Origin of the sequence: Rhodococcus sp. WY5 (assembly GCF_018588185.1) — a bacterium.
GTDB classification, from domain to species: Bacteria; Actinomycetota; Actinomycetes; order Mycobacteriales; family Mycobacteriaceae; genus Rhodococcus_F; species Rhodococcus_F qingshengii.
This window is the reverse complement of the sequence record NZ_JAAMPR010000001.1, coordinates 3,490,987-3,513,139: the sequence shown is the minus strand read 5'-3', so window position 1 is coordinate 3,513,139 and position 22,153 is coordinate 3,490,987. Positions and strand designations below refer to the sequence as shown.

The following is a 22,153-nucleotide window of genomic DNA, read 5'->3' as shown; positions in this document are numbered from 1 at the left end:
CTCGACAAGCAAAGTCGACAAACTGCTGACAGATAGAGTGAGCACATGGTTTCCGAGCAGTCAGTGAACTCCGTGGTGTCGAAGCCGGAGAAACGACGCCGAAACAGCGATCTGACCAGGGTGAACATCATCGCCGTCGCCACCGAGGAGTTTGCCGACAAAGGCTTTGCCGGCGCCCGAGTGGACGAGATCGCAACCAAGACTCACACCACCAAGCGCATGATCTACTACTACTTCACCGACAAGGAAGGGCTGTACAAGTCCGTCCTCGAACACGCGTACAGCGTCATTCGTGCGCAGGAACGTGAACTCGACCTCGAGGGATTGAAACCCACGGCAGCAGTCCGCGCCTTGGCCGAACTCACCTTCGACCACCACGAACAACACCCGAACTTCATTCGGCTGGTAGCCAACGAGAACATGCTCCGCGGTGAGCACATCGAGAAATCCGAGCTACTCAGCGGTCTCGGCGCCCCCGCCGCCGACCTGGTCTCGCAGATCCTCCACGACGGACAGCAGTCGGGAGCATTCCGCTCCGACGTAGATGCTCTCGATATTCACATGTTGATCAGCAGTTACTGCGTCTTTCGTATCGCCAATCGTTACACCTTCAAAGCGCTCTTCGACCGCGACCTGACCGACTCGACGCATCGTGAGCATCTTCGAACCATGCTCGGCGACATGGTTGTTGCCTTCCTGACCTCGAAGGCGCCGTCCTGACCCACCCCGAAGTCCGAAAAATCCCCCTACGGTGGTGAGTGGAACTCACAGCTGCCACCGGGAGGAATGACGTGACCGAGAATTACGTAGACGGGCTTTCACTCGAGGAGAAGGCGTCGTTGACGTCGGGCTCGGATTTCTGGCACAGCCAGTCCGTTCCCGAAATCGAATCGATACTCCTGACCGACGGTCCGCACGGAGTCCGGAAACAACCCGAGGGCGGCGACGCACTCGGACTCGGCCACAGCATTCCAGCGACATGTTTCCCACCGGCGGTCGGGTTGGGCTCGTCGTGGAACCTCGACCTCATCCGCCAGGTCGGTGAGGCTCTGGGCGACGAGGCCAAAGCCGAACAGGTCTCGGTCCTCCTCGGCCCAGGCATCAACATCAAACGATCACCCTTGTGTGGCAGGAATTTCGAATACGTCTCCGAGGACCCATTCCTCTCCGGCCGCGTCGCGGCAGCGCTGATCACCGGCATCCAGTCTCGCGGCGTCGGAACCTCGCTCAAGCACTTCGCTGCCAACAACCAAGAACACGACCGGATGAGAGTCAGTGCCGACGTCGACGAACGGACGCTGCGCGAGATCTATCTGGCCGGCTTCGAATACGCCGTCAAGACCGCGGCCCCGACGACGGTCATGTGCTCGTACAACAAGATCAACGGTGTGTACTCGAGCCAGAACCATTGGCTGCTCACCGAGGTACTCCGCGAACAGTGGGGCTTCGACGGCCTCGTCGTTTCGGACTGGGGAGCGGTCAACGACCGCGTGGCGGCACTCGCCGCGGGCCTCGACCTGGAAATGCCGCCGACCGGAACCGATACCCAGATCGTCGACGCCGTGCGCGGCGGCGACCTGGACGAATCAGTGCTCACCACTGCCGCCGAGCGCCTGGCGACGCTGGTGGCACGCACCGCCGCCGCGCGCACCGAGGGCCACACGTACGACGTCGAGCGTCACCACGAACTGGCGCGGACCGCTGCAGCGGAGTCCGCTGTCTTGCTGGCCAACGACGGAGAACTACTGCCGCTGACCCCCGGCGGGCAAACCGTCGCGGTGATCGGCGAATTCGCGTGCAGCCCGCGGTACCAGGGAGCCGGCAGTTCACAGGTGGTCCCGACCAAGCTCGACAATGCCTTGGACGCGATCCTCGACCTCGAAGGCGCCGACCGCGTCACTTTCGCACCGGGCTTCACCTTCGACGGCACTCCGGACGACGACATGGTCACCGAGGCTGTCGACGCCGCACGCCGCGCCGACGTCGCGGTGCTGTTCCTCGGACTACCGTCCGCCACGGAATCCGAAGGATTCGACCGAACCGACATCGAACTGCCGGCTGACCAGATCGCCCTGCTGAAAGCGGTCCACGGCGCGAACCCGAACACGGTCGTCGTGCTCGCCAACGGCGGTGCGGTTGCGATCGAGCCTTGGAAGGATCATGCCGCCGCAATCCTCGAGGGCTGGCTACTCGGCCAGGCGGGCGGCTCGGCGATTGCCGATCTTCTGTTCGGCATCACGAATCCGTCCGGCCGCCTGACGGAGACCATTCCGCTTCGCCTCCAAGACAATCCGTCGTATCTGCATTTCCCGGGATCACAGCAGCACGTCCGCTACGGCGAAGGCCTGTACGTGGGATACCGCTACTACGACTCCGCACTGCGTGAAGTGGCGTACCCGTTCGGGTTCGGGCTGAGCTACACCACCTTCGACATCACCGATACCTCCGTCGAGGCCGGTGAGAACTCCGCCGAAGTGACCGTCACCGTGCGCAACAGCGGCGACCGATCGGGCAGCACCGTCGTTCAGGTCTACGTCCACGACGCCTCGGCAAGCATCGATCGACCCGCGCAGGAATTGAAGGGCTTCGCCAAGGTCCACCTCGACCCCGACGAATCCGCGACTGTGACCATCACGCTCGACACCAGGGCATTTGCCTATTGGTCCGTCGCGGCGCAGGACTGGGCGATCGAACCTGGCGACTACGAGATCCGCGTCGGCTTCTCGTCTCGGGACATCGCAACCACCGACACGATCACCCTGGCCGGGAACGTCGGCGTCGGCACGCTCGACGCCATGTCGACCATCGGCGAATGGCTCGCCCATCCCGTCGGCAGCGCAGTTCTCGGCGCCGCCATGGCTGCCGCAGCGGGCGACGGTGCACAGGCGGTCGGCCCCGAGATGATGGCACTCGCAGGCTCGATGCCGCTCGGAAAACTCGCCACCTTCGGCCTCGGGATCACCGAGGAACAGGTGGAGCAGTTGGTGGCGGCCGCAGCACAGCCGGCCTCCTAACTCTCTGAACTGCGGTTTCGACGAGCAGCGTGACCGCCAGTAGATTTTTATGAACTATTTGGTTAATAATCTTGTGTAGTTGCTGTGGCGTCGGTTACATTCCTTGTATCGCTCTCCGCACAGACGTTCTTTATACGAACACAATCGGCGGATGTAGAGCCTCCACGACGCTTCCACCCAGGAGATGAGCATGTCAGCTAGCACGGTTACACCGTCCGGGCCCGAGGCGGGATCCTTGGCAAGGCCGGATACGACCAAGGTCAAGCGCGCCGCAACGTCGTCGTTTCTCGGCAGCATGCTCGAGTACTACGACTTCTACATCTACGCCTCCGCCGCTGCGCTCATCTTCCCCACGGTGTTCTTCCCGGACAGCGGGCATGCGGCTCTACTTTCGCTGGCCACCTTCGGTGTCGCGTACGTCGCGCGTCCCCTCGGCGCTGTAGTCCTCGGCCATTTCGGTGACCGCGTCGGCCGCAAGAAGATCATGCTGCTCACGCTCATTCTGATGGGCGCAGCCACCTTCCTCATCGGATGTATTCCCAGCGCCGATTCGATCGGAGTTCTTGCACCGATCCTTCTCGTCCTGATGAGAATCGCCCAGGGCATCTCCGCTGCCGGTGAACAGAGCGGTGCCAGCTCACTGACGCTCGAACACGCCCCCGAAGGCCGACGCGCGTTCTTCTGCAGTTGGACCCTCAACGGCACCCAGGCCGGCTTCATCCTCGCCAGCCTCGTATTCCTGCCCATCGCCGCGCTCCCCGACGACATCCTTTACACGTGGGGTTGGCGAATCCCGTTCTGGGGCAGCCTGATCGTTCTGGTCGCGGCATACATCATGCGTCTCAAGCTCGAAGAGCCCGAAGAGTTCACCGAGCAGCAGGAATCCAAGACCGTCGCCAAATTGCCTGTTGCCGATCTTCTTCGCACCCACAGCGCAAATCTGATTCGCGTGATCTGCTGCGCTTTCATCGCCGTCGTCTCGACCATCTTCTCCGTCTTCGGTCTCGCTTTCGCCACCACCGAAGAAGTGGGGATTCCGAAGTCGACCATGCTCTGGGTTGCCATCGCAGCCAACGCCGTAGCCCTGCTCAGTCAGCCCGCCTGGGCGATGCTCTCCGACCGGATCGGTCGCAGGCCGTTGTTCATCGGTGGCGCCCTCGGTAGCGCGGTGTTCATCTACGTGTACTTCGGCGCAATCGCCAGCGGCAACGTTCCCCTGATCTTCCTCGCCGCAATCGGATTGATGTCCGTCTTCTACGCTGCCCCGAATGCCATCTGGCCGTCGTTCTACTCCGAGATGTTCAACACCAAGGTCCGCTACTCGGGCATTGCGATCGGCACCCAGGTCGGCTTCGCCCTCGCAGGCTTTGCCCCCGCCATCGGCAACGCCCTCATGGGCGGCGACAAGACACACTGGATGCCCGTTGCCATTCTGACTTCGGTGGCCTGCGTCATCTGCGCGATCTCGGCGTTCACCGCCAAGGAGACGTTCCGCACCCCCCTCAAGGAGCTCGGCAACCCGATCTAACCGACCACCCCACAGACACCCTGCACGAACCACTGTGTTGCGCGAACCACTGTGTTGCGCGAACGACTGTGGCCCGGCATCTCGCGAGAGATACCGGGCCACAGTCGTTTTGAAGTTCTACGCCGTCTTGTCGCGACGCTCGCCACGTTCCGGCTTACGCGGAACGATGGTCGGAAGTACGTTGTCGTTGACGGTCTCCGCGGTGACGACCACCTTTTCGACGTCGTCACGGCTGGGAATGTCGTACATCACGGGAAGAAGAACCTCTTCCATGATGGCGCGCAGGCCACGAGCGCCGGTTCCACGCAAGATCGCCTGATCGGCGATAGCGTCGAGCGCTTCTTCGGTGAACTCGAGTTCGACGCCGTCCATGTCGAACAGGCGACGATACTGCTTGACGAGAGCGTTCTTGGGCTCCGACAAGATCTGAACGAGCGATTCCTTGTCGAGGTTGGTCACCGACGCGATCATCGGCAGTCGGCCGATGAACTCCGGAATCAGACCGAACTTGATCAAATCCTCCGGCATGACCTCGGCGAAACGATCGACCGTATCCAGTTCGGCCTTCGACCGAACCTCGGCACCGAATCCGATACCGCGCTTACCGACACGATCGGAGACGATCCGCTCGAGACCTGCGAAAGCGCCCGCGACGATGAACAGCACGTTCGTGGTGTCGATCTGAATGAATTCCTGGTGTGGATGCTTACGGCCACCCTGCGGCGGGACGCTTGCCTGCGTACCTTCGAGGATCTTCAGCAACGCCTGCTGAACACCTTCGCCGGACACGTCACGCGTGATCGACGGGTTCTCGCTCTTACGGGCGATCTTGTCGACCTCGTCGATGTAGATGATTCCGGTCTCGGCGCGCTTGACGTCGTAGTCGGCTGCCTGAATCAGCTTGAGCAGAATGTTCTCGACGTCCTCACCGACGTAACCGGCCTCGGTCAACGCCGTCGCGTCAGCGATGGCGAACGGGACGTTGAGCATCTTCGCGAGAGTCTGAGCGAGATACGTCTTGCCACAGCCGGTGGGGCCGAGCATCAAGATGTTGGATTTCGCGAGCTCAACCGTCTCACCCCGCGCGTCACGGCCCTTGTCGCCGGCCTGAATGCGCTTGTAGTGGTTGTAGACGGCCACGGCCAACGTCCGCTTGGCGGAGTCCTGACCGATGACGTAGTTCTCGAGGAATTCTCGGATCTCCGCAGGCTTGGGAAGCTCGTCGAGCTTGACCTCGCTCGATTCGGCCAATTCCTCTTCGATGATCTCGTTGCAGAGGTCGATGCACTCGTCGCAGATGTACACCCCGGGTCCTGCAATGAGCTTTTTGACCTGCTTCTGACTCTTACCGCAGAAAGAGCACTTGAGCAGATCCCCGCCGTCGCCGATGCGTGCCATCTCGTGAGGTCCCTACTTTCCATCATGTACGTGCACTCGCCGCCACTCGATCGGTCGAGACGCTCCGCAGTACTTCGGTAGTTGTCAGATCAGACAAACTGATCGAACAAATCTGGTCGAACAATCGCAGAACGCCGGTCGAGAACCAGCCCGTGAAGTGACGGTACCCGCAGATCCCGAACGGGGTCGACCTGTTCTCGGCGTTTCGTCTGCGGATAAAAAAGAAAAGAGTCGAGATTTCAGCCTGGCAAGCGCTCCACCAGGCACTTCTCGACGTGTCCGCCTCGTGTCGGGAATCGGGTAACAGATCCTCGACACGAGGCGGAAATCGACTACTTCTGTGCGCTGAGCTTCCGGTAAGCCAGCACGTCGTCGATGATGCCGTACTCCTTGGCCTGCTCGGCCGTGAGGATCTTGTCGCGATCGGTGTCGACGCGGATGGTCTCCGGATCCTTACCCGTGTGCAGCGACAGCGTGCTCTCCATGAGCCGACGCATACGCTCGATCTCCGCAGCCTGGATCTCCAGATCGGAAACCTGACCCTGGATGCCGCCCGTAGCCGGCTGGTGGATCAGAATGCGCGAGTTGGGGAGCGCGAAGCGCTTGCCCGGCGTACCGCCGGCCAGAAGCACGGCAGCTGCCGAAGCAGCCTGACCGAGGCAGACGGTGGAAATGTCGGCACGGACGTACTGCATCGTGTCGTAGATCGCCATCAGCGCGGTGAAAGAACCACCGGGCGAGTTGATGTACATCGTGATGTCGCGGTCCGGATCCTGCGATTCGAGAACCAGCAACTGCGCCATGAGGTCGTTGGCGGACACGTCGTCGACCTGCGAGCCGAGGAAGATGATGCGCTCCTCGAACAGCTTGTTGTACGGGTCGGACGTCTTGACGCCGTAGCTGGTCTGCTCCGTGAACTGGGGCAGGATGTAACGCGATTGGGGGCCCGACGGCGCCTGGCCGCCCAGCGAGTTAGCTCCGAAAAGATTGGTCATCAGTTCTCCAAAGTATGAATTGGGCAGCGAAAGGATGGGCGAACCGGCTCAGTTGCCGGTGCCGCCGGCCTGATTCGCACGGGAGACGACGTGGTCGACGAAGCCGTACTCGAGAGCTTCCTTCGCCGTGAACCAACGGTCACGATCGGAGTCCGCGGTGATCTGCTCGACCGTCTGGCCGGTGTGCTGAGCAATCAGCTCGGCCATTTCGCGCTTGGTGTGCTTGAACTGCTCGGCCATGATCGCGATGTCACTGGCGGAACCACCGATACCGGCGGACGGCTGGTGCATCATGATGCGGGCGTGAGGCAGCGCGTAGCGCTTGCCCTTGGTGCCTGCCGAGAGCAGGAACTGACCCATCGACGCCGCAAGGCCCATGCCGAAGGTGGCGATGTCGCACTCGGCGAACTGCATCGTGTCGAAGATCGCCATACCTGCGGTCACGGATCCACCGGGCGAGTTGATGTAGAGCGAGATGTCTCGCGTCGGGTCCTCGGCCGAGAGCAGCAGGATCTGTGCGCACAGCTTGTTGGCGATGTCGTCGTCGACCTGGGTACCGAGGAAAATGATGCGCTCTCGCAGCAAGCGCTCGTACACCGAGTCGCTGAGGTTCAACCCAGCGGTCGCTGAAGTCATGGCGGGACTCTGCAAAGTCTCCAGGTGATTGGAAGTCACGGTACCTGCCTTCTATGTGGATCTACTTGTGCGGTGGATCGTCTATGCGAAACACTTCTACTGACACAGACAGTAACGAAGTAGGGCGGCACCGGAGTCCCGGTGCCGCCCTACTTCGCTCAAAGCGGAAAACTCAGTGCAGTCGATCGTGGTGAAAACACCCGTCCGCCTGCGTTTTTACTTGTCTTCGCTCTCGGCGGAATCAGACTCGTCCGCTTCGGTTTCGGCCTCACTGCTGCCGAACAGCTCCGCGGTGTCGACAACTGCGCCGGAGGTGTCCTTGACACCGGCCGACTCGACGACGGACGCGAGAGCCTTGCCACGACGGACGTCTGCGAAGACGGCGCCGAGCTGGTTGGCCTGCTGGATCTGCTGGATGAACTGCTCAGGAGCCATACCGTAACGCTGCGCCTGGAACAGGATGCGCTCGGTGAGCTCGTCCTGACCGACGGTGACGTTGCCCGCATCGGCAATCGAGTCGAGCAAGAGCTGCGTCTTGACGGAGCGCTCAGCGGCTTCCTGTGCATCCTTGTCGAACTCTTCGCGGCTGCTGCCCTGCTCTTCGAGAAGCTTGTTCAGTGCCTCTTCATCGTGATCGAGACCGTGAACGGCGTCGTGCAGTGCAGCGTCGACCTCAGCCTTGACGACAGCCTCCGGCAACGGAACCTCGACGGTCTCGAGCAGCTGCTCGAGAACCTTGTCGCGGATCTGACCGGCCTGCTCGACCTTGCGGACGCGTGCGACGCGCTCACGGAGGTCAGCCTTCAGTTCTTCCAGGGTGTCGAACTCGCTGGCGAGCTGAGCGAACTCGTCGTCCTCAGCCGGAAGCTCGCGCTCCTTGACCGTCTGCACGGTCACGGTGACAACAGCTTCCTTGCCTGCGTACTCGCCGGCGACCAGCGTCGACGTGAAGTCCTTGGACTCCCCCGCCTTGAGGCCGATGATGGCTTCGTCGAGGCCCTCGATGAGCTGGCCCGAACCGACCTCGTGCGACAGTCCGCTCGCGGTTGCCTCGGCAACGTTCTCGCCGTCGACGGTGGCCGACAGATCGATAGAGACGAAGTCGCCGTCCTCGACTGCGCGGTCGACGCCGGTGAGGGTGCCGAAACGCTGACGCAGCGAAAGCAGCTGCTCTTCGATAGCTTCGTCGGTGATCTCGATCGGATCGACCTCGACGTTGATGGAGCTGAAGTCAGGGAGCTCGATCTCCGGGCGCACGTCGACCTCGGCGGTGAACTCGAGGAGCTCGCCGTCTTCGATCTTGGTGACCTCGATCTCGGGCTGGCCGATGGCCTTCACGCCGGCGCTGGTGACAGCCTCGGAGTAACGCGACGGCAGAGCGTCGTTGACGACCTGCTCGAGCACAGCGCCGCGACCGACACGCGCTTCGAGGAGGCGGGCCGGAGCCTTGCCGGGACGGAAGCCGGGGAGACGAATCTGCTGCGCGAGGGCCTTGTAGGCCTTGTCGAAATCAGACTTGAGTTCCGCGAAGGGCACCTCAACGTTGATACGGACTCGCGTCGGGCTGAGCTGCTCGACGGTGCTCTTCACGAAACTTCGCTCCTTCGTCTGGTCTTGCTCACAACTTGTGTTGAATCGGTACTGCTGTGTGTTCGGTACTGCTGTCTGGCGCGGCACTTCACTCCCGGACTTACTGGAGGTGAAGTGCCATGTACGTACTTGTCGGGATGACAGGATTTGAACCTGCGACCCTCCGCTCCCAAAGCGGATGCGCTACCAAGCTGCGCTACATCCCGTTTCCGATCACATGAAACACACGATACGGCCATCCGAGGCCACTAAGACAGCGGGCCACAAAGGCAGCCACCATCGGTGACCGCGCACAACCCTATCGCGCTCACTACTCTCTCACGAACCCGACCGCCATTTGTACACGGCCCGGCTGTCGACCCCGTCAGTATGTCATCCGACGGCAGCCACATACGGCAGCCACATACAGCCTTGCCTCAACTGCCATTCAGAGCCGGAATCAGAAGTCGCGCCTGCGGCCGAGACACCCCGACTCGCCGAGCCATTCGCCAATTCCCCAGGTGAACGACGGTCTCGAACTTCTCCGACCCCCCGATTATGAAATCCGGTGGGGCATTGGGTACAGTTTCGTATCGCAGACGACGAACACGGCGATCCCGAGTTGTCGTATGCACGGGGATGTAGCTCAATGGTAGAGCCTCAGTCTTCCAAACTGATCACGCGGGTTCGATTCCCGTCATCCCCTCCATCAGGAGGGAAACTCCACAAAAGATCCGCATCGGCCCAGCCGGTGCGGATTTTTTGTATTCCGACTTTGTCCACTCAGACCACTCCCCTGCGGTCCGTATCCTGGAGTTGTCCGGATCGATTCTGCTCGGGAGGCCACTCGTGACCACGATTCTTCTCATACTCGTCGTTCTGGCCGTAGTCGTATTTCTGGTCATGAAAAGCCAGCAACGCGGTTCCGGCCACAGCGCAACACAACTCGACGATGCGAAAGCCGATGCCCGGCAGGCGATCGAACGCCTCGGCGGTCAGGTCTACAACCTGACCGGCAGTGACGACGCGTCGCGCCAAGCCCTCGCCGACGCGGCCGAACGGTACAACGCCGCAGGCTCGCAGATCGATCAGGCCGCAACGCCGGTCCAAGCACGTCTCGCGAAACAGACTGCACTGGAAGGGCTTTACTACATCCGCGCGGCACGGGTGGCGATGGGCATGGATCCGGGACCGGAAGTTCCTTCCATCGACGGACAGAAGGCTGCCGGTTCGGTCACCGAAGACCGTGAGGTCGAATTCGAGGGCCGCAAGGTCGCCGCATCACCCAATCCGTCGTCGCACACACCCAACTACTACCCCGGTGGCCGAGTCGCCGGACGCCCGGTCCCGGCCGGCTGGTACTCCGAACCCTGGTGGAAGCCTGCACTCGTCGCCGGCGCCTGGGGTCTGGGTTCGATGATGCTGTTCTCGACCATGTTCTCCGGCATGGCCGGGGTTCCTTACGGCGCAGAGGCCTTCGCCCAGGGTGGCGATCCCGGCGCCGACACAGGCTCCGGTGACTCGGGAGATCAGGGTATGGACGCCGGTGATCCCGGCGCCGACCAAGGAAGTATCGACAACACGGACTACACCGCTGACGGCGGAAGCGACTGGTCTGGTGGCGACGGAGGCGGAATGGATTTCGGGGGCGGCGGGGACTTCGGCGGCTTCGACTTCTAAGCCGACTGACACACCGGGCACCAGAACAGGTTTCGTGCCTTCATGACGGAATGCAGGATCGGTGTGCCGCACACGCGGCACGGCGATCCTGCTCTTCTGTAGACATAGGTACGCGGACGATCCTTCGCGTACGCCGGATCTCCGTTGTCGTGCTCGGCGCGAACGACGTGCATCTTCCCCCGTCTGACGCCGACTTTCATCAATTCGACTAGGTCTGCCCACATGGCGGTCCACTCGCCGTGAGAGACGAGATTCCCCGGTCGTTCAGGGTTGATTCCGTGACGAAAGAGAAGTTCGGCGCGATAGACGTTGCCGACACCCGCCAGGACCGCCTGGTCCATCAGCAGGGCGCCGATTGCCGTCTTGGACTTGGAGATTCGCAACCAGGCCTTCTCTGGATCCGCGTCGCGGCGCAGTGGGTCCGGCCCGAGTCTGGCCTCGATCGCGGCGACCTGAGGAGGTAGCAGGACTTCGCAGGCGGTGGGACCACGAAGGTCGGTGCCGAAGTCGGCACCGACCATTCGCATCCGGACCTGGCCTACCGGTTCTTCCATCGGCAGGGTGGCGTCGGTGAACTTTCCGTACAACCCGAGGTGTACGTGAACTGTCAGACCGTTGTCGTACGTGTGCCAGAGGTGCTTTCCCCAGGCATCCGAGGACGTGAGTACGTGTCCGTCCACCAGGCGCGCGTCCTCGGCGAATCTGCCTTGCGGACTGAGGACGCGGACCGGTGAACCGACGAACTTGCGGGCATGCAACCGTGCCAGCCGGTGCAGGGTATGACCTTCAGGCACGGAACAACTTTCGGATCAGGCTTGCGGCAGAGCCGGTGCGACGCCGGTCTTCTCGTACTCGGACAGGATGTCGATACGACGCTGGTGGCGCTCTTCACCCGACCATGCGGTGGCGAGGAAAGCGTCGACGATGGCAAGCGATTCCTCGAGGGAATGCATACGTCCGCCGATGCCGATCAGCTGAGCGTTGTTGTGCTCACGTGCCAGCTTCGCCGTTTCGACGCTCCAAGCGAGGGCGCACCGTGCGCCGGGAACCTTGTTCGCTGCGATCTGCTCGCCGTTGCCACTGCCACCCAGGACGATTCCCAGGCTGCCCTCGTCGGCGACGACGCGCTTTGCGGCTTCGATGCAGAAAGCCGGGTAGTCGTCCACGGCGTCGTACTCGTGAGCACCACAGTCGATGGCCTCGTGGCCGTTCGCTTTCAGGTGTTCGATGATCTCGTTCTTACGTTCGAATCCGGCATGGTCGGCACCCAGGTATACGCGCATGGCGACAATTCTCTCAGGCCCGACCAGCCGGGCGCACCCGGGTCGACGTCACACTTTCAGGAACACGCATCGCCGCGCGAGCACACCTATCGTGGTGCCCATGTACCCCGTCAACGGCCAGGCCGCTGCACCCGCCCTTCGTATGTCACCGGGCAGTGACGCCGTTCGCCACCCGTGGGAAATCCCGCTACTCGTGCTCGCGGTGCTGACGACGGTCGTCACTTATGTGGTGGCGATCGTTCTGATCGCTGCGGGTGATCTGTCGACGTGGATCCTCGTGGTGCTCGCGGCTCCGATCCTGCTGTTCCTTGCGCGAGGTCAGCTGTACGGATCGCAACAGGTCAACGGAATCAAGATGACGCCTTCACAGTTTCCGGAGGGGTATCAGCTCGTTGCCGAGGCTGCGGCACGGTTCGGCATGAAAACTCCGCCGGATGCCTACGTCGTGCTGGGGAACGGACGGATCAACGCGTTCGCGTCGGGGCACGGATTTCGCCGTTTCGTCGTCGTCTACAGCGACCTGTTCGAAGTCGGTGGGCAGGCACGCGAGCCCGATGCGCTCGCATTCATCATCGGCCACGAGGTCGGCCACATCGCTGCCGGGCATGCGTCGTACTGGCGCCAGTGGGGACAGTTCGCGTCGAACTACATTCCGGTGATCGGATCTTCGCTGTCGCGTTCCATGGAGTACACGGCGGACAACTTCGGCTTTCACATGCGTCCGCAGGGTGCACCGGGCGCGATGGGCGTCCTCGGCGCGGGAAAGTATCTGGTGGGTCTGGTCGGGTTCGACGAACTGGCCGATCGGGCGACACTCGAATCCGGGTTCTTCCCGTGGTTCGTCAACATCTTGTCGTCGCATCCGGTGCTGACCTGGCGTGCGGCTGCGCTTCGCAACCGCACGCACTCAGGGCATCTGTTCTTCCGGCCGGGCCAGCTCTACCGAAATCCGGCGCTCACTGCCGCTCAGTCGAACTGAGGATCCTCGTTGCGGGTCCGCTTGAGCTCGAAGAAGTGGGGGTAGCCGGCCAGCGCTACTGCGCCGTCCCACACCTTGCCTGCGTCCTCGCCGCGCGGGATGCGTGAGAGCACGGGGCCGAAGAACGCCACGCCGTTGACATGGATCGTCGGGGTTCCGACGTCGGGTCCGACGGCGTCCATGCCCTTGTGGTGGCTCTCGCGCAGAGCCTCGTCGTACTTGTCGGTGTCGGCGGCCTCGGCCAGTTCAGGTGGCAGGCCGACCTCGGCGAGGGACGACTTGATGACGTCGGCGAAGTCCTTGTTGCCCTCGTTGTGAATCTTCGTCCCCATAGCCGTGTACAGCGGCAGCAGGATCTCATCACCCTTCAGCTGCGCTGCAGCGATGGCGACACGGACCGGGCCCCAGGCCTTGGTCATCATCTCCCGGTACTCGTCGGGAAGGTCACGGCCCTCGTTGAGAACCGCAAGGCTCATCACGTGGAACTTGGCCTCGATGTCGCGTACCTGCTGGGCCTCGAGAATCCAGCGTGAGGTGATCCAGCACCACGGGCAGAGCGGATCGAACCAGAAGTCAGCAGTGTCCGTGGTCTTGCTCGAGGTTGCGCTCACGAAGAAACTCCCTATCAGTTCATGTCGGTCAGGTCATATCAGTTCGGGGACATACTCCCGTTCTGCCAACAATCATGAACCCGCAATCCTTCCCGCGCTTTCCCCCGAACCACCTCCCGATCGCAGTAGTGTCGAAAAGAAACGAGTACGAAGGAGTGGTTCAGTAATGAGCACCAACCGGAGATTCGTGATCGTCGGCGGCGGGCTCGCGGGCGCAAAGATCGCAGAAGCCCTGCGTGACAGAGATTTCGACGGTGAGATCACCGTATTGAGTGAAGAAGACCACCTCCCGTACGAGCGTCCGCCGCTGTCGAAAGAGTTCTTCGCCGGCAAGAAGACACTCCCCGAATTCACCGTCCACGACGGCGAGTGGTTTCGCGACCATCGCGTCGATCTTCGCCCGGGAACGACGGCAACGGCCATCGACCCCGCTGCGCACACCGTGTCACTTCCGGACGGTTCCACGATCAGCTACGACAAGCTCGCCTTGGCCACCGGTTCGCGGTCGCGGCGCCTCGACATCCCGGGATCCGACGCCGAGGGCGTTCACTACGTGCGAACAGTCGATCAGGCCGCCGCGCTGCTGCGCACCCTGGCCGCCGACAAGAAGCTCGTCGTGATCGGTGCCGGCTGGATCGGCCTCGAAATTGCCGCGTCGGCTCGCGGTTTCGACGTCGACGTCACCGTGCTCGAGCATGCCGGACTTCCGCTCGAATCGACCCTCGGCCCGGAAATGGGTGAGGTCTTCGCCGCACTGCACCGCCAGAACGGGGTGGACTTACGCACCGGCACGGACGTCACCGCAATCGCTGTCGACGGCGGTCACGCCTCGGGCGTCACTTTGATCGATGGAACCGTGATTCCGGCCGACGCCGTGTTGATCGCTGTCGGCGCATTGCCGAACACCGAGTTGGCATCGGAGGCGGGTATCGACGTCGAGAACGGGGTTCTCGTCGACGCCGGTCTGCAGAGCAGCGACCCCGACGTGGTCGCAGTGGGTGACATCGCGGCCGCACAGCATCCGATTCTGAATGCACGAATTCGGGTGGAGCACTGGGCAAACGCACTCAACCAACCCGAGACGGCCGCAGAGACCATGTTGGGACGGCCCGCCGAGTACGTACGCATGCCGTATTTCTTCACCGATCAGTACGACCTCGGAATGGAATACGTAGGTCACGCACCGCACGGCGGCTACTCCCGTGTCGTCACTCGCGGCGACGTCGACAAGCGCGAGTTCCTGGCATTCTGGCTCGATTCCGCGAACAAGGTGCTCGCCGGCATGAACGTGAACATCTGGGATGCCGGTGACGCCATCAAGGAATTGGTCGCGTCTTCGCGTCCCGTCGATCCGGAGCGGTTGGCCGACCCGGAGATTCCGCTGGCAGAAGTGTCCGCTTGAGTGAAGTCGTTCTCTTCGTGATGGGATGGACGTAATAGATCCGCACCATCTACGAGGAGATCTTTGTGGTCGCACCGAACCTGACACGCGAAACCGCAGCGCAACGGTCAGCAATCCTGACCGTCGAGAACTACCTGATCGAACTCGATCTCACCGACGGCAAAGACGCACCCGGCGAGGAGACGTTCTCCTCGAAGACCACCGTCACGTTCACCGCCACGGCCGGAGCAAGCAGCTTCATCGACATCGTCGCGGCCAGAGTCCATTCCGCGGTCCTCAACGGCACCGCGCTCGACGTCTCCGGCTACGACGAGTCGACGGGCATCAGCCTGCCCGACCTCGCTGCCGACAACGAGTTGGTCATCGAGGCCGATTGCATCTACTCCCACACCGGCGAGGGACTGCACCGATTCGTCGACCCGACCGATGACTCCGTCTACCTCTATTCACAGTTCGAGACGGCCGACGCCAAGCGCATGTTCGCGTGCTTCGATCAGCCTGATCTCAAGGCCACGTTCGACGTCCGCGTCACCGCTCCCACGTCGTGGAAGGTCATCTCCAACTCCGCGGTCGTCGAGACCCTTGCCGCCGATCCAGGCAAGCACGTCTTCAGGACCACCCCGAAGATGAGCACGTACCTGGTGGCGCTCATCGCCGGTCCCTACGCGCAGTGGACCGACAACTACTCCGACGAGCACGGCGACATCCCGCTCGGAATCTTCTGCCGCGCTTCGCTGGCCGAGTTCATGGACGAGGAGCGACTGTTCACCGAGACCAAGCAGGGATTCGACTTCTACCACCGCAACTTCGGTGTTCCCTATGCTTTCGGCAAGTACGACCAGCTCTTCGTCCCCGAATTCAATGCGGGCGCGATGGAGAATGCCGGCGCCGTGACATTCCTCGAGGACTACGTCTTCCGTTCCAAGGTGACCCGCTACTCGTACGAGCGTCGTGCCGAAACGGTCCTGCACGAAATGGCGCACATGTGGTTCGGCGACCTCGTCACGATGGCGTGGTGGGACGACCTGTGGCTCAACGAGTCGTTCGCGACCTTCGCTTCGGTCCTGTGCCAGACCGAGGCCACGGAGTACGCGAACGCCTGGACGACGTTCGCCAACGTCGAGAAGTCGTGGGCGTACCGCCAGGACCAGTTGCCGTCGACGCACCCGATTGCCGCGGACATTCCGGACCTGGCCGCCGTCGAGGTGAACTTCGACGGCATCACGTACGCGAAGGGCGCCAGCGTCCTCAAGCAGTTGGTGGCATACGTCGGACTCGAGCCGTTCCTCGCCGGACTGCGTGAGTACTTCCGTGAGCACGCATTCGGAAACGCAACCTTCGACGATCTGCTGGGCTCACTCGAAAAGTCCTCGGGCCGTGACCTTTCCGACTGGGGTCGGCAGTGGCTCAAGACCACCGGTTTGAACATCCTGCGCCCCGACTTCGATGTCGACGCAGACGGAAAGTTCACCCGCTTCGCCGTCCTGCAGGACGGTGCTGCACCAGGCGCCGGGGAGCGTCGAATCCACCGGATCGCCATCGGAATCTACGACGACGTCGACGGCAAGTTGGTGCGAAGCCATCGCGTCGAACTCGACCTCGATGCCGTGGAAAGCACGGATGTCCCCGAACTTGTCGGCGTCGCCCGCGGTGCACTCGTGTTGGTCAACGACGACGATCTCACCTACGGCTCCGTGCGACTCGATCCCGAATCGTTGGCGACGGCGATCGAGCGGGTCGGCGACATCACCGACTCACTCCCCCGCACCCTGGTCTGGTCGGCAGCGTGGGAAATGACCCGTCAAGCCGAACTGAAGGCACGCGACTTCGTCGCGCTGGTCGAGCGCGGCATCAGTTCGGAGACCGAAGTCGGTGTGGTGCAACGTCTCTTGCTCCAAGCCCAAACCGCCATCGGCTCCTACGCAGATCCGGCCTGGGCCGAGGCCGAAGGCGCGGCGAGCTTCGCCAATCGGTTGCTCGAACTCGCACGTGAGGCAGAGGCCGGGTCCGACCACCAGCTGGCATTCGTCAACGCACTCACCGGCGCAGCACTCTCCCCGTGGCACACCGAGGTACTGCGCGAATTGCTCGACGCCGATCCCTCCACCGTTGGGCTCGACGGCCTGATCGTCGACACGGACCTGCGCTGGCGCATCGTCGGGGCACTCGCGGCCGCCGGTGAGATCGACGCCGAAGGAACCACAACTCCGTTCATCGACGCCGAAGCTCAGCGTGACCCGACCGCTGCGGGCGCTCGTCAAGCCGCGGCGGCCGCGGCCGGACGTCCGCAGGCCGCTGTCAAGGAAGAGGTCTGGGCGAAGGTCATCGGCGACGACTCCGTGCCCAACATCACCGCGCGATCGATCATCGGCGGGTTCGCTCGCGAAGGCCAGGACGAATTGCTCGAGCCCTTCGTCTCCCGCTACTTCGCCGATATCGCGGCGGTGTGGGAACGACGCTCGAGCGAAGTGGCACAGACGGTCGTCATCGGGCTGTACCCGTCGTGGTCGATCTCGGACGAATCCGTAGCGGCAGCAGACCGGTTCCTCGAAGGCGACATCCCTCCCGCGTTGCGTCGCCTGGTCGTCGAAGGCCAGGCCGGCGTGGTTCGTTCACTCGCAGCACGAAAGTTCGACGCGAGCTGACATGCGAAAGGCCGGTGCCCGCGTCGATTCTCACGAATCGACGCGGGCACCGGCCTGTGTCTGACAAACAGTTACGGCGCTGAAATTGCGGCTGCCATAACGCGGATGGCACTGATCAGTCCGTCGATCAGGTTGCCTTCACTGAAGGATGCAACAGCTGCCGTTGCTCCGAGCTGGGTAACACGATCGGTGACCCGATCGGCGATTGCCCGACCGCTGCGAACCTCGACGGTGCGCTGGTTGGGCGAAACGGCGATCAGGACGGAACGCTCGGCTTCGGGCGTGGTCGGGAACAATGCGTCGGCACCCGCTGCCGGATCAGAACCGAGATCACCGACGTACGCGTTGAACCGCACCTTGGTGGCCCGCGTCGCTTCGGTCATCGCGACGTCGAGCGCGACCAGATCCATGGTCTCGAACGGAAGATCGTCGGTGAACGGCTCGCCAATGCGATGCACACCGGATACGCGTCCACTGGACGTGACGACGCTGCCGACGGGCAGGTCCTCGGGCGCTACTGCGAGCGCGGTCGAATGATCACCACTTGCCACTTGCGGACCCTCCGATCAGATCAGCCGAACCGGCTTCGATTGCGTGTGCACTGCCGTGATGGCCACCGCGAACGGTGACCTCGTCGACAGCACTCCACAGCACGGGAGCGTGATCCCACGACTCACCGAGATGGAACGCCGGCGGAACCGGTCCCGGCGTCTTCTTCCCGAGGAAGGACGCAGCCGCGAAGAACGCGGTGATCAAGGCCGGAATCCCAACGTATATCAGTACTACCTCGAGAATGCTCACACCAGATAACGTAGCCCAGAACGCCAGGAAGGAAAGCGTCAGGGCCACAAATTCTCGGGCAATTTCGTTTCGGTGACGCTAGAAATCAATTCAGGCTGCGCCCACGCCGACACATTGCTCAGGCTGCGCCCACGCCGAGATACGGCATCCACGCCGGATGCAATTCCTTGGTCGCCGCGAGCAGACGCCAGTGAGGTCCGGACGGCGGGACCAATTCCGCACGGAGGGTCCATCCGAGTTCGCTGAGCATCTTGTCGGCCTTGCGGTGATTGCAGGGGGCACAGCACGCGACGCAGTTCTCCCACGAATGCCCGCCACCTCGGCTGCGAGGAACGACGTGGTCGATGGTTTCGGCTTTGGCTCCGCAGTACGCACATCGGAAGTGGTCACGATGCATCAGCGCGGCACGAGTCATGGGGATGCGGGCGCGATATGGAACGCGCACGTAGGTGCGCAATCGAATGACCGAGGGAACCTGCACCGACCAGTCCGCGGAATGGACTACCGGGCCCTGTTCGTCCTCGTGGACGGTATCGGCCTTGCCGCAGGCCATCAGTACGACCGCGCGCCTGGCAGGAAGGGCGGTCAGCGGTTCGTACGTGACGTTGAGCAGTAGCACCCGACGTTTCACCCACTCGGGGACGACGCGATCGGGAGGGAACATCTCGAGGTGAGAATGCTCGTCGGAAAAGAGTGGGTCGGCAGTGTGCGCGAACCCGTCAGGAACAACTTCCAGAACAGCCCCTAACGCGTGGTCGTTCCGCGCGCTAGTGGGCTGGAGTTGTCGGTGATTGCGTGCAGCATGTCGGTTCTTCATACGACCTCCGGGAGACTGCCCCCAAGTTGACCACGGATGATCGCGTTACGCACTCCCATTTCGAACAAAATTGCCAGGACGGCCGGTGAATTTCCGGTGAATGGGTACGCACTCCGACTCGATACAACCGTCGTCGACCCGGAAACCGACCACTACGGCCGTCAGGCACAATGGAACTTGCCATGAATGACGTACAGCACGACGTGCAGCAGACCTTCTACGACGCCGTCGGCGGAGCCGAGACGTTTCACAAGCTCACCGCGCGATTTTACGAAGAAGTCGCGAAGGACGAGGTTGTGCGCCCGCTCTACCCCGAGGCCGACCTCGGCCCGGCCGAGCGGCGGATGCGGATGTTCCTCGAGCAGTACTGGGGCGGACCGCACACGTACTCGGAGGAGCGTGGACACCCGCGTCTGCGGATGCGCCACAATCCATTCGTGATCGGCCCGATCGAGCGTGATGCGTGGCTGCGGTGCATGCACGTCGCCATCGCGTCCATCGACGAGAAGACTCTGAGCCCGGTGCACCGCAAGCAGTTGATCGACTACATGGAGATGGCTGCCGCGTCCATGGTGAACTCCGCTATCTGACCGTCTACTTAGCCTTCGGCCTGAACACGCGCGCGACCCGGCGGGCTGCTCGTACCCCGAACGACACCGTGGGATGCAGGGGCGAACTCAAGATTGCATGCTTGCGCACGTACTCTTCGACCTCCCACTCCGACCAACTGCCCGCACGGAAGAGTGCGGCATCGCCGACACTCAGGGTTCGCTCGGCGATTCCGTCGGCCTGAACGGTGACCGACCCTTCGATGATGTGCACGATTTCGTCCGCGTGGAAGTACCAGCGGAAGCGACCCTTCGTGCAATCCCAGACGTGTGTAGTCGTGGTCCCGTCTTTACTCGCCGACCATTGCGCTGACCGTGCAACCGGTGTGCCGAAGATTATCCAGTCGCGGTTGATCGGATCATCTTCGAGCAGTACATGATCCAAACTGACCGCTTCGATTGCCGACAAAGTCAAGGCCAAGCCCCCTTGGTTGAATTCCCGAATACTTCTCCCCCAGCAGTAACACCAAAGTTGCCACATGGTGTCACCGCGTGAATGCAAAGTACACCAAGGCTAGGTAAAGAGTCACGCTTTTGCCGTGTCCAAGTCGTGAGAGTGCCAGACGTTTGGCACTATGAACTGCTGTGAGCACCCCCGCGGATTCGTCCTCTGTAAGCCGGCCCGAAGCCCCGTGGTGGAACGAGGCGGTCTTCTATCAGATCTATCCGCGTTCTTTTGCCGATTCGGGCAGCGACGGTATCGGCGACCTCGGCGGAGTCGAGGAGAAACTCGGCTACCTCGAACTGCTCGGCATCGATGCAATCTGGTTGAGCCCGGTGATGAAGTCACCGATGGCAGACCACGGCTACGACGTCTCGGATCCTCGCGACATCGATCCCCTGTTCGGCGATCTGGCGACGATGGATTCGCTGATCACGTCAGCCCACGAACGCGGAATCAAGGTCACGATGGACCTGGTCCCGAACCACACGAGTGATCAGCACGAGTGGTTCAAGGCAGCCCTGGCGTCGGCGCCCGGTTCTGCGGAGCGATCCCGTTACATCTTCCGAGACGGCAAAGGTGAGAACGGCAACGAACCGCCGAACAACTGGCCGAGCATCTTCGGCGGCCCGGCGTGGACCCGCGTCACCGAAGCCGACGGAACACCCGGCCAGTGGTACCTGCACATCTTCGCCAAGGAACAGCCCGACCTGAACTGGGACAACCCCGAGGTCTTCGACGACCTCGCCAAGACTCTGCGCTTCTGGCTCGAGCGCGGAATCGACGGATTCCGCATCGACGTGGCCCACGGAATGGCCAAGCCCGACGGCTTGCCGGACCACGACTGGGAGCTCAACGAGCTCATGCGCAATTCCGACGACGACCCGCGGTTCAACAACCCGGCAGTTCACGAAATCCACCGCGGCATCCGCAAGGTCATGGACGAGTTCCCGGAGGCGATGACCGTCGGCGAGATCTGGGTGAAGGACAACCAGAAGTTCGGCGAATACATCCGGCCAGACGAACTGCATCTCGGATTCAACTTCCGACTTGCAGAAACCGAATTCTCCGCCGAGTCCGTCCGGGAGGCCGTGGAGAACTCTCTTGCGGCCGTCGCCGAGGTCGGGGGTGTGCCCACGTGGACGCTGTCGAATCACGACGTCGAACGTGAAGTCACGCGCTACGGCGGGGGTGAGATCGGAACGCAACGCGCACGGGCGATGATCCTCGTCGAACTGGCGCTTCCGGGCGCGAGCTTCATCTACAACGGAGCCGAACTCGGCCTGCCGAACGTCGAACTGCCCGACGAGGCACTACAGGACCCGGTCTGGGAACGATCCGGACATGCCGAGCGAGGACGCGACGGCTGCCGAGTGCCCCTTCCGTGGGAAGGAAGCGAACCCCCGTTCGGATTCACCACCGGCGCGAGCACCTGGTTGCCGATGCCACGCGAGTGGTCGACGCTCACGGTGGAGGCGCAGATCGAGGACGTCGACTCGATGCTCTCGCTGTATCGCGCCGCCCTCGAACTTCGTAGCGCCAGGCCTGAGTTCTCCGGCGCCGACATCGATTGGTACGGCAGTCCCCCCGGCTGCCTCGCTTTCCGTCGACGCGGTGGTCTGATCTGTGCTCTCAACACCACGGAGGTGCCGATCGCGCTGCCGAGCGGGCAGCTACTGTTGAGCAGCGCACCACTCGTCGACGGTCAACTACCCGTCAACGCTGCGGCGTGGCTGATCTGAGAG

Annotated in this window: 20 protein-coding genes and 2 tRNA genes; 10 read left to right on the top strand and 12 right to left on the bottom strand. The window is 62.4% G+C overall.

Annotated elements, in window-relative coordinates; all coding sequences use genetic code 11:
• Positions 1 to 45 precede the first annotated feature (45 nt).
• The 3 genes from G4D79_RS16410 (at position 46) to G4D79_RS16400 (ending at position 4,542) form a co-directional block, all read left to right on the top strand.
• Positions 46 to 720, top strand: coding sequence for a TetR family transcriptional regulator (locus G4D79_RS16410; protein WP_007730968.1), 675 nt, complete (start codon positions 46 to 48; stop codon positions 718 to 720).
• Between the two features lie 71 nt (positions 721 to 791).
• Entirely contained in the window at positions 792 to 3,014 is a 2,223-nt protein-coding gene (locus G4D79_RS16405; protein ID WP_099698215.1) for a glycoside hydrolase family 3 C-terminal domain-containing protein, read from the top strand.
• A 190-nt stretch (positions 3,015 to 3,204) separates the two neighbouring features.
• Positions 3,205 to 4,542, top strand: coding sequence for an MFS transporter (locus tag G4D79_RS16400; protein ID WP_003944496.1), 1,338 nt, complete (start codon positions 3,205 to 3,207; stop codon positions 4,540 to 4,542).
• A 117-nt stretch (positions 4,543 to 4,659) separates the two neighbouring features.
• Here G4D79_RS16400 and clpX read toward each other — a convergent pair whose 3' ends face one another.
• The 5 genes from clpX to G4D79_RS16375 form a co-directional block, all read right to left on the bottom strand.
• Positions 4,660 to 5,940: an ATP-dependent Clp protease ATP-binding subunit ClpX gene (clpX, locus tag G4D79_RS16395; protein WP_003944582.1), complete on the bottom strand. Its 1,281-nt coding sequence runs from the start codon at positions 5,938 to 5,940 to the stop codon at positions 4,660 to 4,662.
• 332 nt (positions 5,941 to 6,272) lie between these two features.
• Positions 6,273 to 6,935, bottom strand: coding sequence for an ATP-dependent Clp protease proteolytic subunit (locus G4D79_RS16390; protein ID WP_003944539.1), 663 nt, complete (start codon positions 6,933 to 6,935; stop codon positions 6,273 to 6,275).
• A gap of 48 nt (positions 6,936 to 6,983) precedes the next feature.
• Positions 6,984 to 7,571 (bottom strand): ATP-dependent Clp protease proteolytic subunit, encoded by a 588-nt coding sequence (locus G4D79_RS16385; RefSeq protein ID WP_007730960.1) that lies wholly within the window; start codon positions 7,569 to 7,571, stop codon positions 6,984 to 6,986.
• Positions 7,572 to 7,787: 216 nt separating this feature from the next.
• Complete coding sequence (gene tig / locus G4D79_RS16380; protein WP_007730958.1) at positions 7,788 to 9,161, bottom strand: trigger factor; 1,374 nt, start codon at positions 9,159 to 9,161, stop codon at positions 7,788 to 7,790.
• 132 nt (positions 9,162 to 9,293) lie between these two features.
• A tRNA-Pro gene (locus tag G4D79_RS16375) sits at positions 9,294 to 9,367 on the bottom strand.
• A gap of 408 nt (positions 9,368 to 9,775) precedes the next feature.
• Here G4D79_RS16375 and G4D79_RS16370 point away from each other — a divergent pair.
• A tRNA-Gly gene (locus G4D79_RS16370) sits at positions 9,776 to 9,849 on the top strand.
• A 194-nt stretch (positions 9,850 to 10,043) separates the two neighbouring features.
• Positions 10,044 to 10,820, top strand: a complete 777-nt coding sequence (locus G4D79_RS16365; RefSeq protein WP_050654637.1) for a hypothetical protein — start codon at positions 10,044 to 10,046, stop codon at positions 10,818 to 10,820.
• Here G4D79_RS16365 and G4D79_RS16360 read toward each other — a convergent pair.
• Both G4D79_RS16360 and G4D79_RS16355 read right to left on the bottom strand, forming a co-directional pair.
• Positions 10,817 to 11,614 carry an Fpg/Nei family DNA glycosylase gene (locus tag G4D79_RS16360; protein WP_050654623.1) on the bottom strand — a complete coding sequence of 266 codons (798 nt, stop codon included), beginning with the start codon at positions 11,612 to 11,614 and terminating at the stop codon, positions 10,817 to 10,819. The genes G4D79_RS16365 and G4D79_RS16360 overlap by 4 nt on opposite strands.
• A gap of 15 nt (positions 11,615 to 11,629) precedes the next feature.
• Positions 11,630 to 12,103 carry a ribose-5-phosphate isomerase gene (locus G4D79_RS16355; protein ID WP_003944571.1) on the bottom strand — a complete coding sequence of 158 codons (474 nt, stop codon included), beginning with the start codon at positions 12,101 to 12,103 and terminating at the stop codon, positions 11,630 to 11,632.
• Between the two features lie 142 nt (positions 12,104 to 12,245).
• On the opposite strand from G4D79_RS16355, the gene G4D79_RS16350 reads away from it, so the two are divergent.
• Positions 12,246 to 13,082, top strand: coding sequence for a M48 family metallopeptidase (locus G4D79_RS16350; protein WP_228232720.1), 837 nt, complete (start codon positions 12,246 to 12,248; stop codon positions 13,080 to 13,082).
• Here the strand turns inward: G4D79_RS16350 and G4D79_RS16345 are convergent.
• On the bottom strand, positions 13,070 to 13,693 hold the full coding sequence (locus G4D79_RS16345) for a DsbA family protein (protein WP_003944541.1): 624 nt from the start codon (positions 13,691 to 13,693) through the stop codon (positions 13,070 to 13,072). The genes G4D79_RS16350 and G4D79_RS16345 overlap by 13 nt on opposite strands.
• A 166-nt stretch (positions 13,694 to 13,859) precedes the next feature.
• Between G4D79_RS16345 and G4D79_RS16340 the strand changes: the two genes are divergently transcribed.
• The gene (locus G4D79_RS16340) at positions 13,860 to 15,095 is read left to right on the top strand and encodes an NAD(P)/FAD-dependent oxidoreductase (RefSeq protein ID WP_099698200.1); all 1,236 of its coding nucleotides are present in this window, start codon (positions 13,860 to 13,862) and stop codon (positions 15,093 to 15,095) included.
• Between the two features lie 65 nt (positions 15,096 to 15,160).
• Positions 15,161 to 17,740, top strand: a complete 2,580-nt coding sequence (gene pepN, locus G4D79_RS16335; RefSeq protein ID WP_099698199.1) for an aminopeptidase N — start codon at positions 15,161 to 15,163, stop codon at positions 17,738 to 17,740.
• A gap of 71 nt (positions 17,741 to 17,811) precedes the next feature.
• Here the strand turns inward: pepN and G4D79_RS16330 are convergent, their stop codons facing one another.
• The 3 genes from G4D79_RS16330 to G4D79_RS16320 all read right to left on the bottom strand — a co-directional run bounded on the left by G4D79_RS16330 (position 17,812) and on the right by G4D79_RS16320 (position 19,358).
• A complete protein-coding gene (locus tag G4D79_RS16330) occupies positions 17,812 to 18,291 on the bottom strand; it encodes a DUF5130 domain-containing protein (RefSeq protein WP_003944512.1) in 480 nt (159 codons plus the stop codon).
• Positions 18,278 to 18,541, bottom strand: a complete 264-nt coding sequence (locus tag G4D79_RS16325) for a hypothetical protein (protein ID WP_007730943.1) — start codon at positions 18,539 to 18,541, stop codon at positions 18,278 to 18,280. The genes G4D79_RS16330 and G4D79_RS16325 overlap by 14 nt, the downstream gene beginning before the upstream one ends.
• A 118-nt stretch (positions 18,542 to 18,659) precedes the next feature.
• Positions 18,660 to 19,358: an HNH endonuclease gene (locus G4D79_RS16320; protein WP_003944465.1), complete on the bottom strand. Its 699-nt coding sequence runs from the start codon at positions 19,356 to 19,358 to the stop codon at positions 18,660 to 18,662.
• Positions 19,359 to 19,540: 182 nt separating this feature from the next.
• Here G4D79_RS16320 and G4D79_RS16315 point away from each other — a divergent pair, with 182 nt between their 5' ends.
• Positions 19,541 to 19,948, top strand: a complete 408-nt coding sequence (locus tag G4D79_RS16315) for a globin (protein WP_003944464.1) — start codon at positions 19,541 to 19,543, stop codon at positions 19,946 to 19,948.
• Between the two features lie 4 nt (positions 19,949 to 19,952).
• Here G4D79_RS16315 and G4D79_RS16310 read toward each other — a convergent pair whose 3' ends face one another.
• On the bottom strand, positions 19,953 to 20,381 hold the full coding sequence (locus G4D79_RS16310; protein WP_228232653.1) for a cupin domain-containing protein: 429 nt from the start codon (positions 20,379 to 20,381) through the stop codon (positions 19,953 to 19,955).
• 170 nt (positions 20,382 to 20,551) lie between these two features.
• Between G4D79_RS16310 and G4D79_RS16305 the strand changes: the two genes are divergently transcribed.
• Positions 20,552 to 22,150, top strand: coding sequence for a glycoside hydrolase family 13 protein (locus G4D79_RS16305; protein ID WP_099698198.1), 1,599 nt, complete (start codon positions 20,552 to 20,554; stop codon positions 22,148 to 22,150).
• Positions 22,151 to 22,153: the final 3 nt, after the last annotated feature.

Excerpts from the sequence above, each read along its gene's own strand:
- G4D79_RS16410 (WP_007730968.1), top strand. The coding sequence starts at position 46 with ATGGTTTCCGAGCAGTCAGTGAACTCCGTGGTGTCGAAGCCGGAGAAA.
- G4D79_RS16400 (WP_003944496.1), top strand. The coding sequence starts at position 3,205 with ATGTCAGCTAGCACGGTTACACCGTCCGGGCCCGAGGCGGGATCCTTG.
- clpX (WP_003944582.1), bottom strand. The coding sequence starts at position 5,940 with ATGGCACGCATCGGCGACGGCGGGGATCTGCTCAAGTGCTCTTTCTGC.
- G4D79_RS16390 (WP_003944539.1), bottom strand. The coding sequence starts at position 6,935 with ATGACCAATCTTTTCGGAGCTAACTCGCTGGGCGGCCAGGCGCCGTCG.
- G4D79_RS16385 (WP_007730960.1), bottom strand. The coding sequence starts at position 7,571 with ATGACTTCAGCGACCGCTGGGTTGAACCTCAGCGACTCGGTGTACGAG.
- G4D79_RS16365 (WP_050654637.1), top strand. The coding sequence starts at position 10,044 with ATGAAAAGCCAGCAACGCGGTTCCGGCCACAGCGCAACACAACTCGAC.
- G4D79_RS16355 (WP_003944571.1), bottom strand. The coding sequence starts at position 12,103 with ATGCGCGTATACCTGGGTGCCGACCATGCCGGATTCGAACGTAAGAAC.
- G4D79_RS16350 (WP_228232720.1), top strand. The coding sequence starts at position 12,246 with ATGTCACCGGGCAGTGACGCCGTTCGCCACCCGTGGGAAATCCCGCTA.
- G4D79_RS16340 (WP_099698200.1), top strand. The coding sequence starts at position 13,860 with ATGAGCACCAACCGGAGATTCGTGATCGTCGGCGGCGGGCTCGCGGGC.
- G4D79_RS16320 (WP_003944465.1), bottom strand. The coding sequence starts at position 19,358 with ATGAAGAACCGACATGCTGCACGCAATCACCGACAACTCCAGCCCACT.
- G4D79_RS16315 (WP_003944464.1), top strand. The coding sequence starts at position 19,541 with ATGAATGACGTACAGCACGACGTGCAGCAGACCTTCTACGACGCCGTC.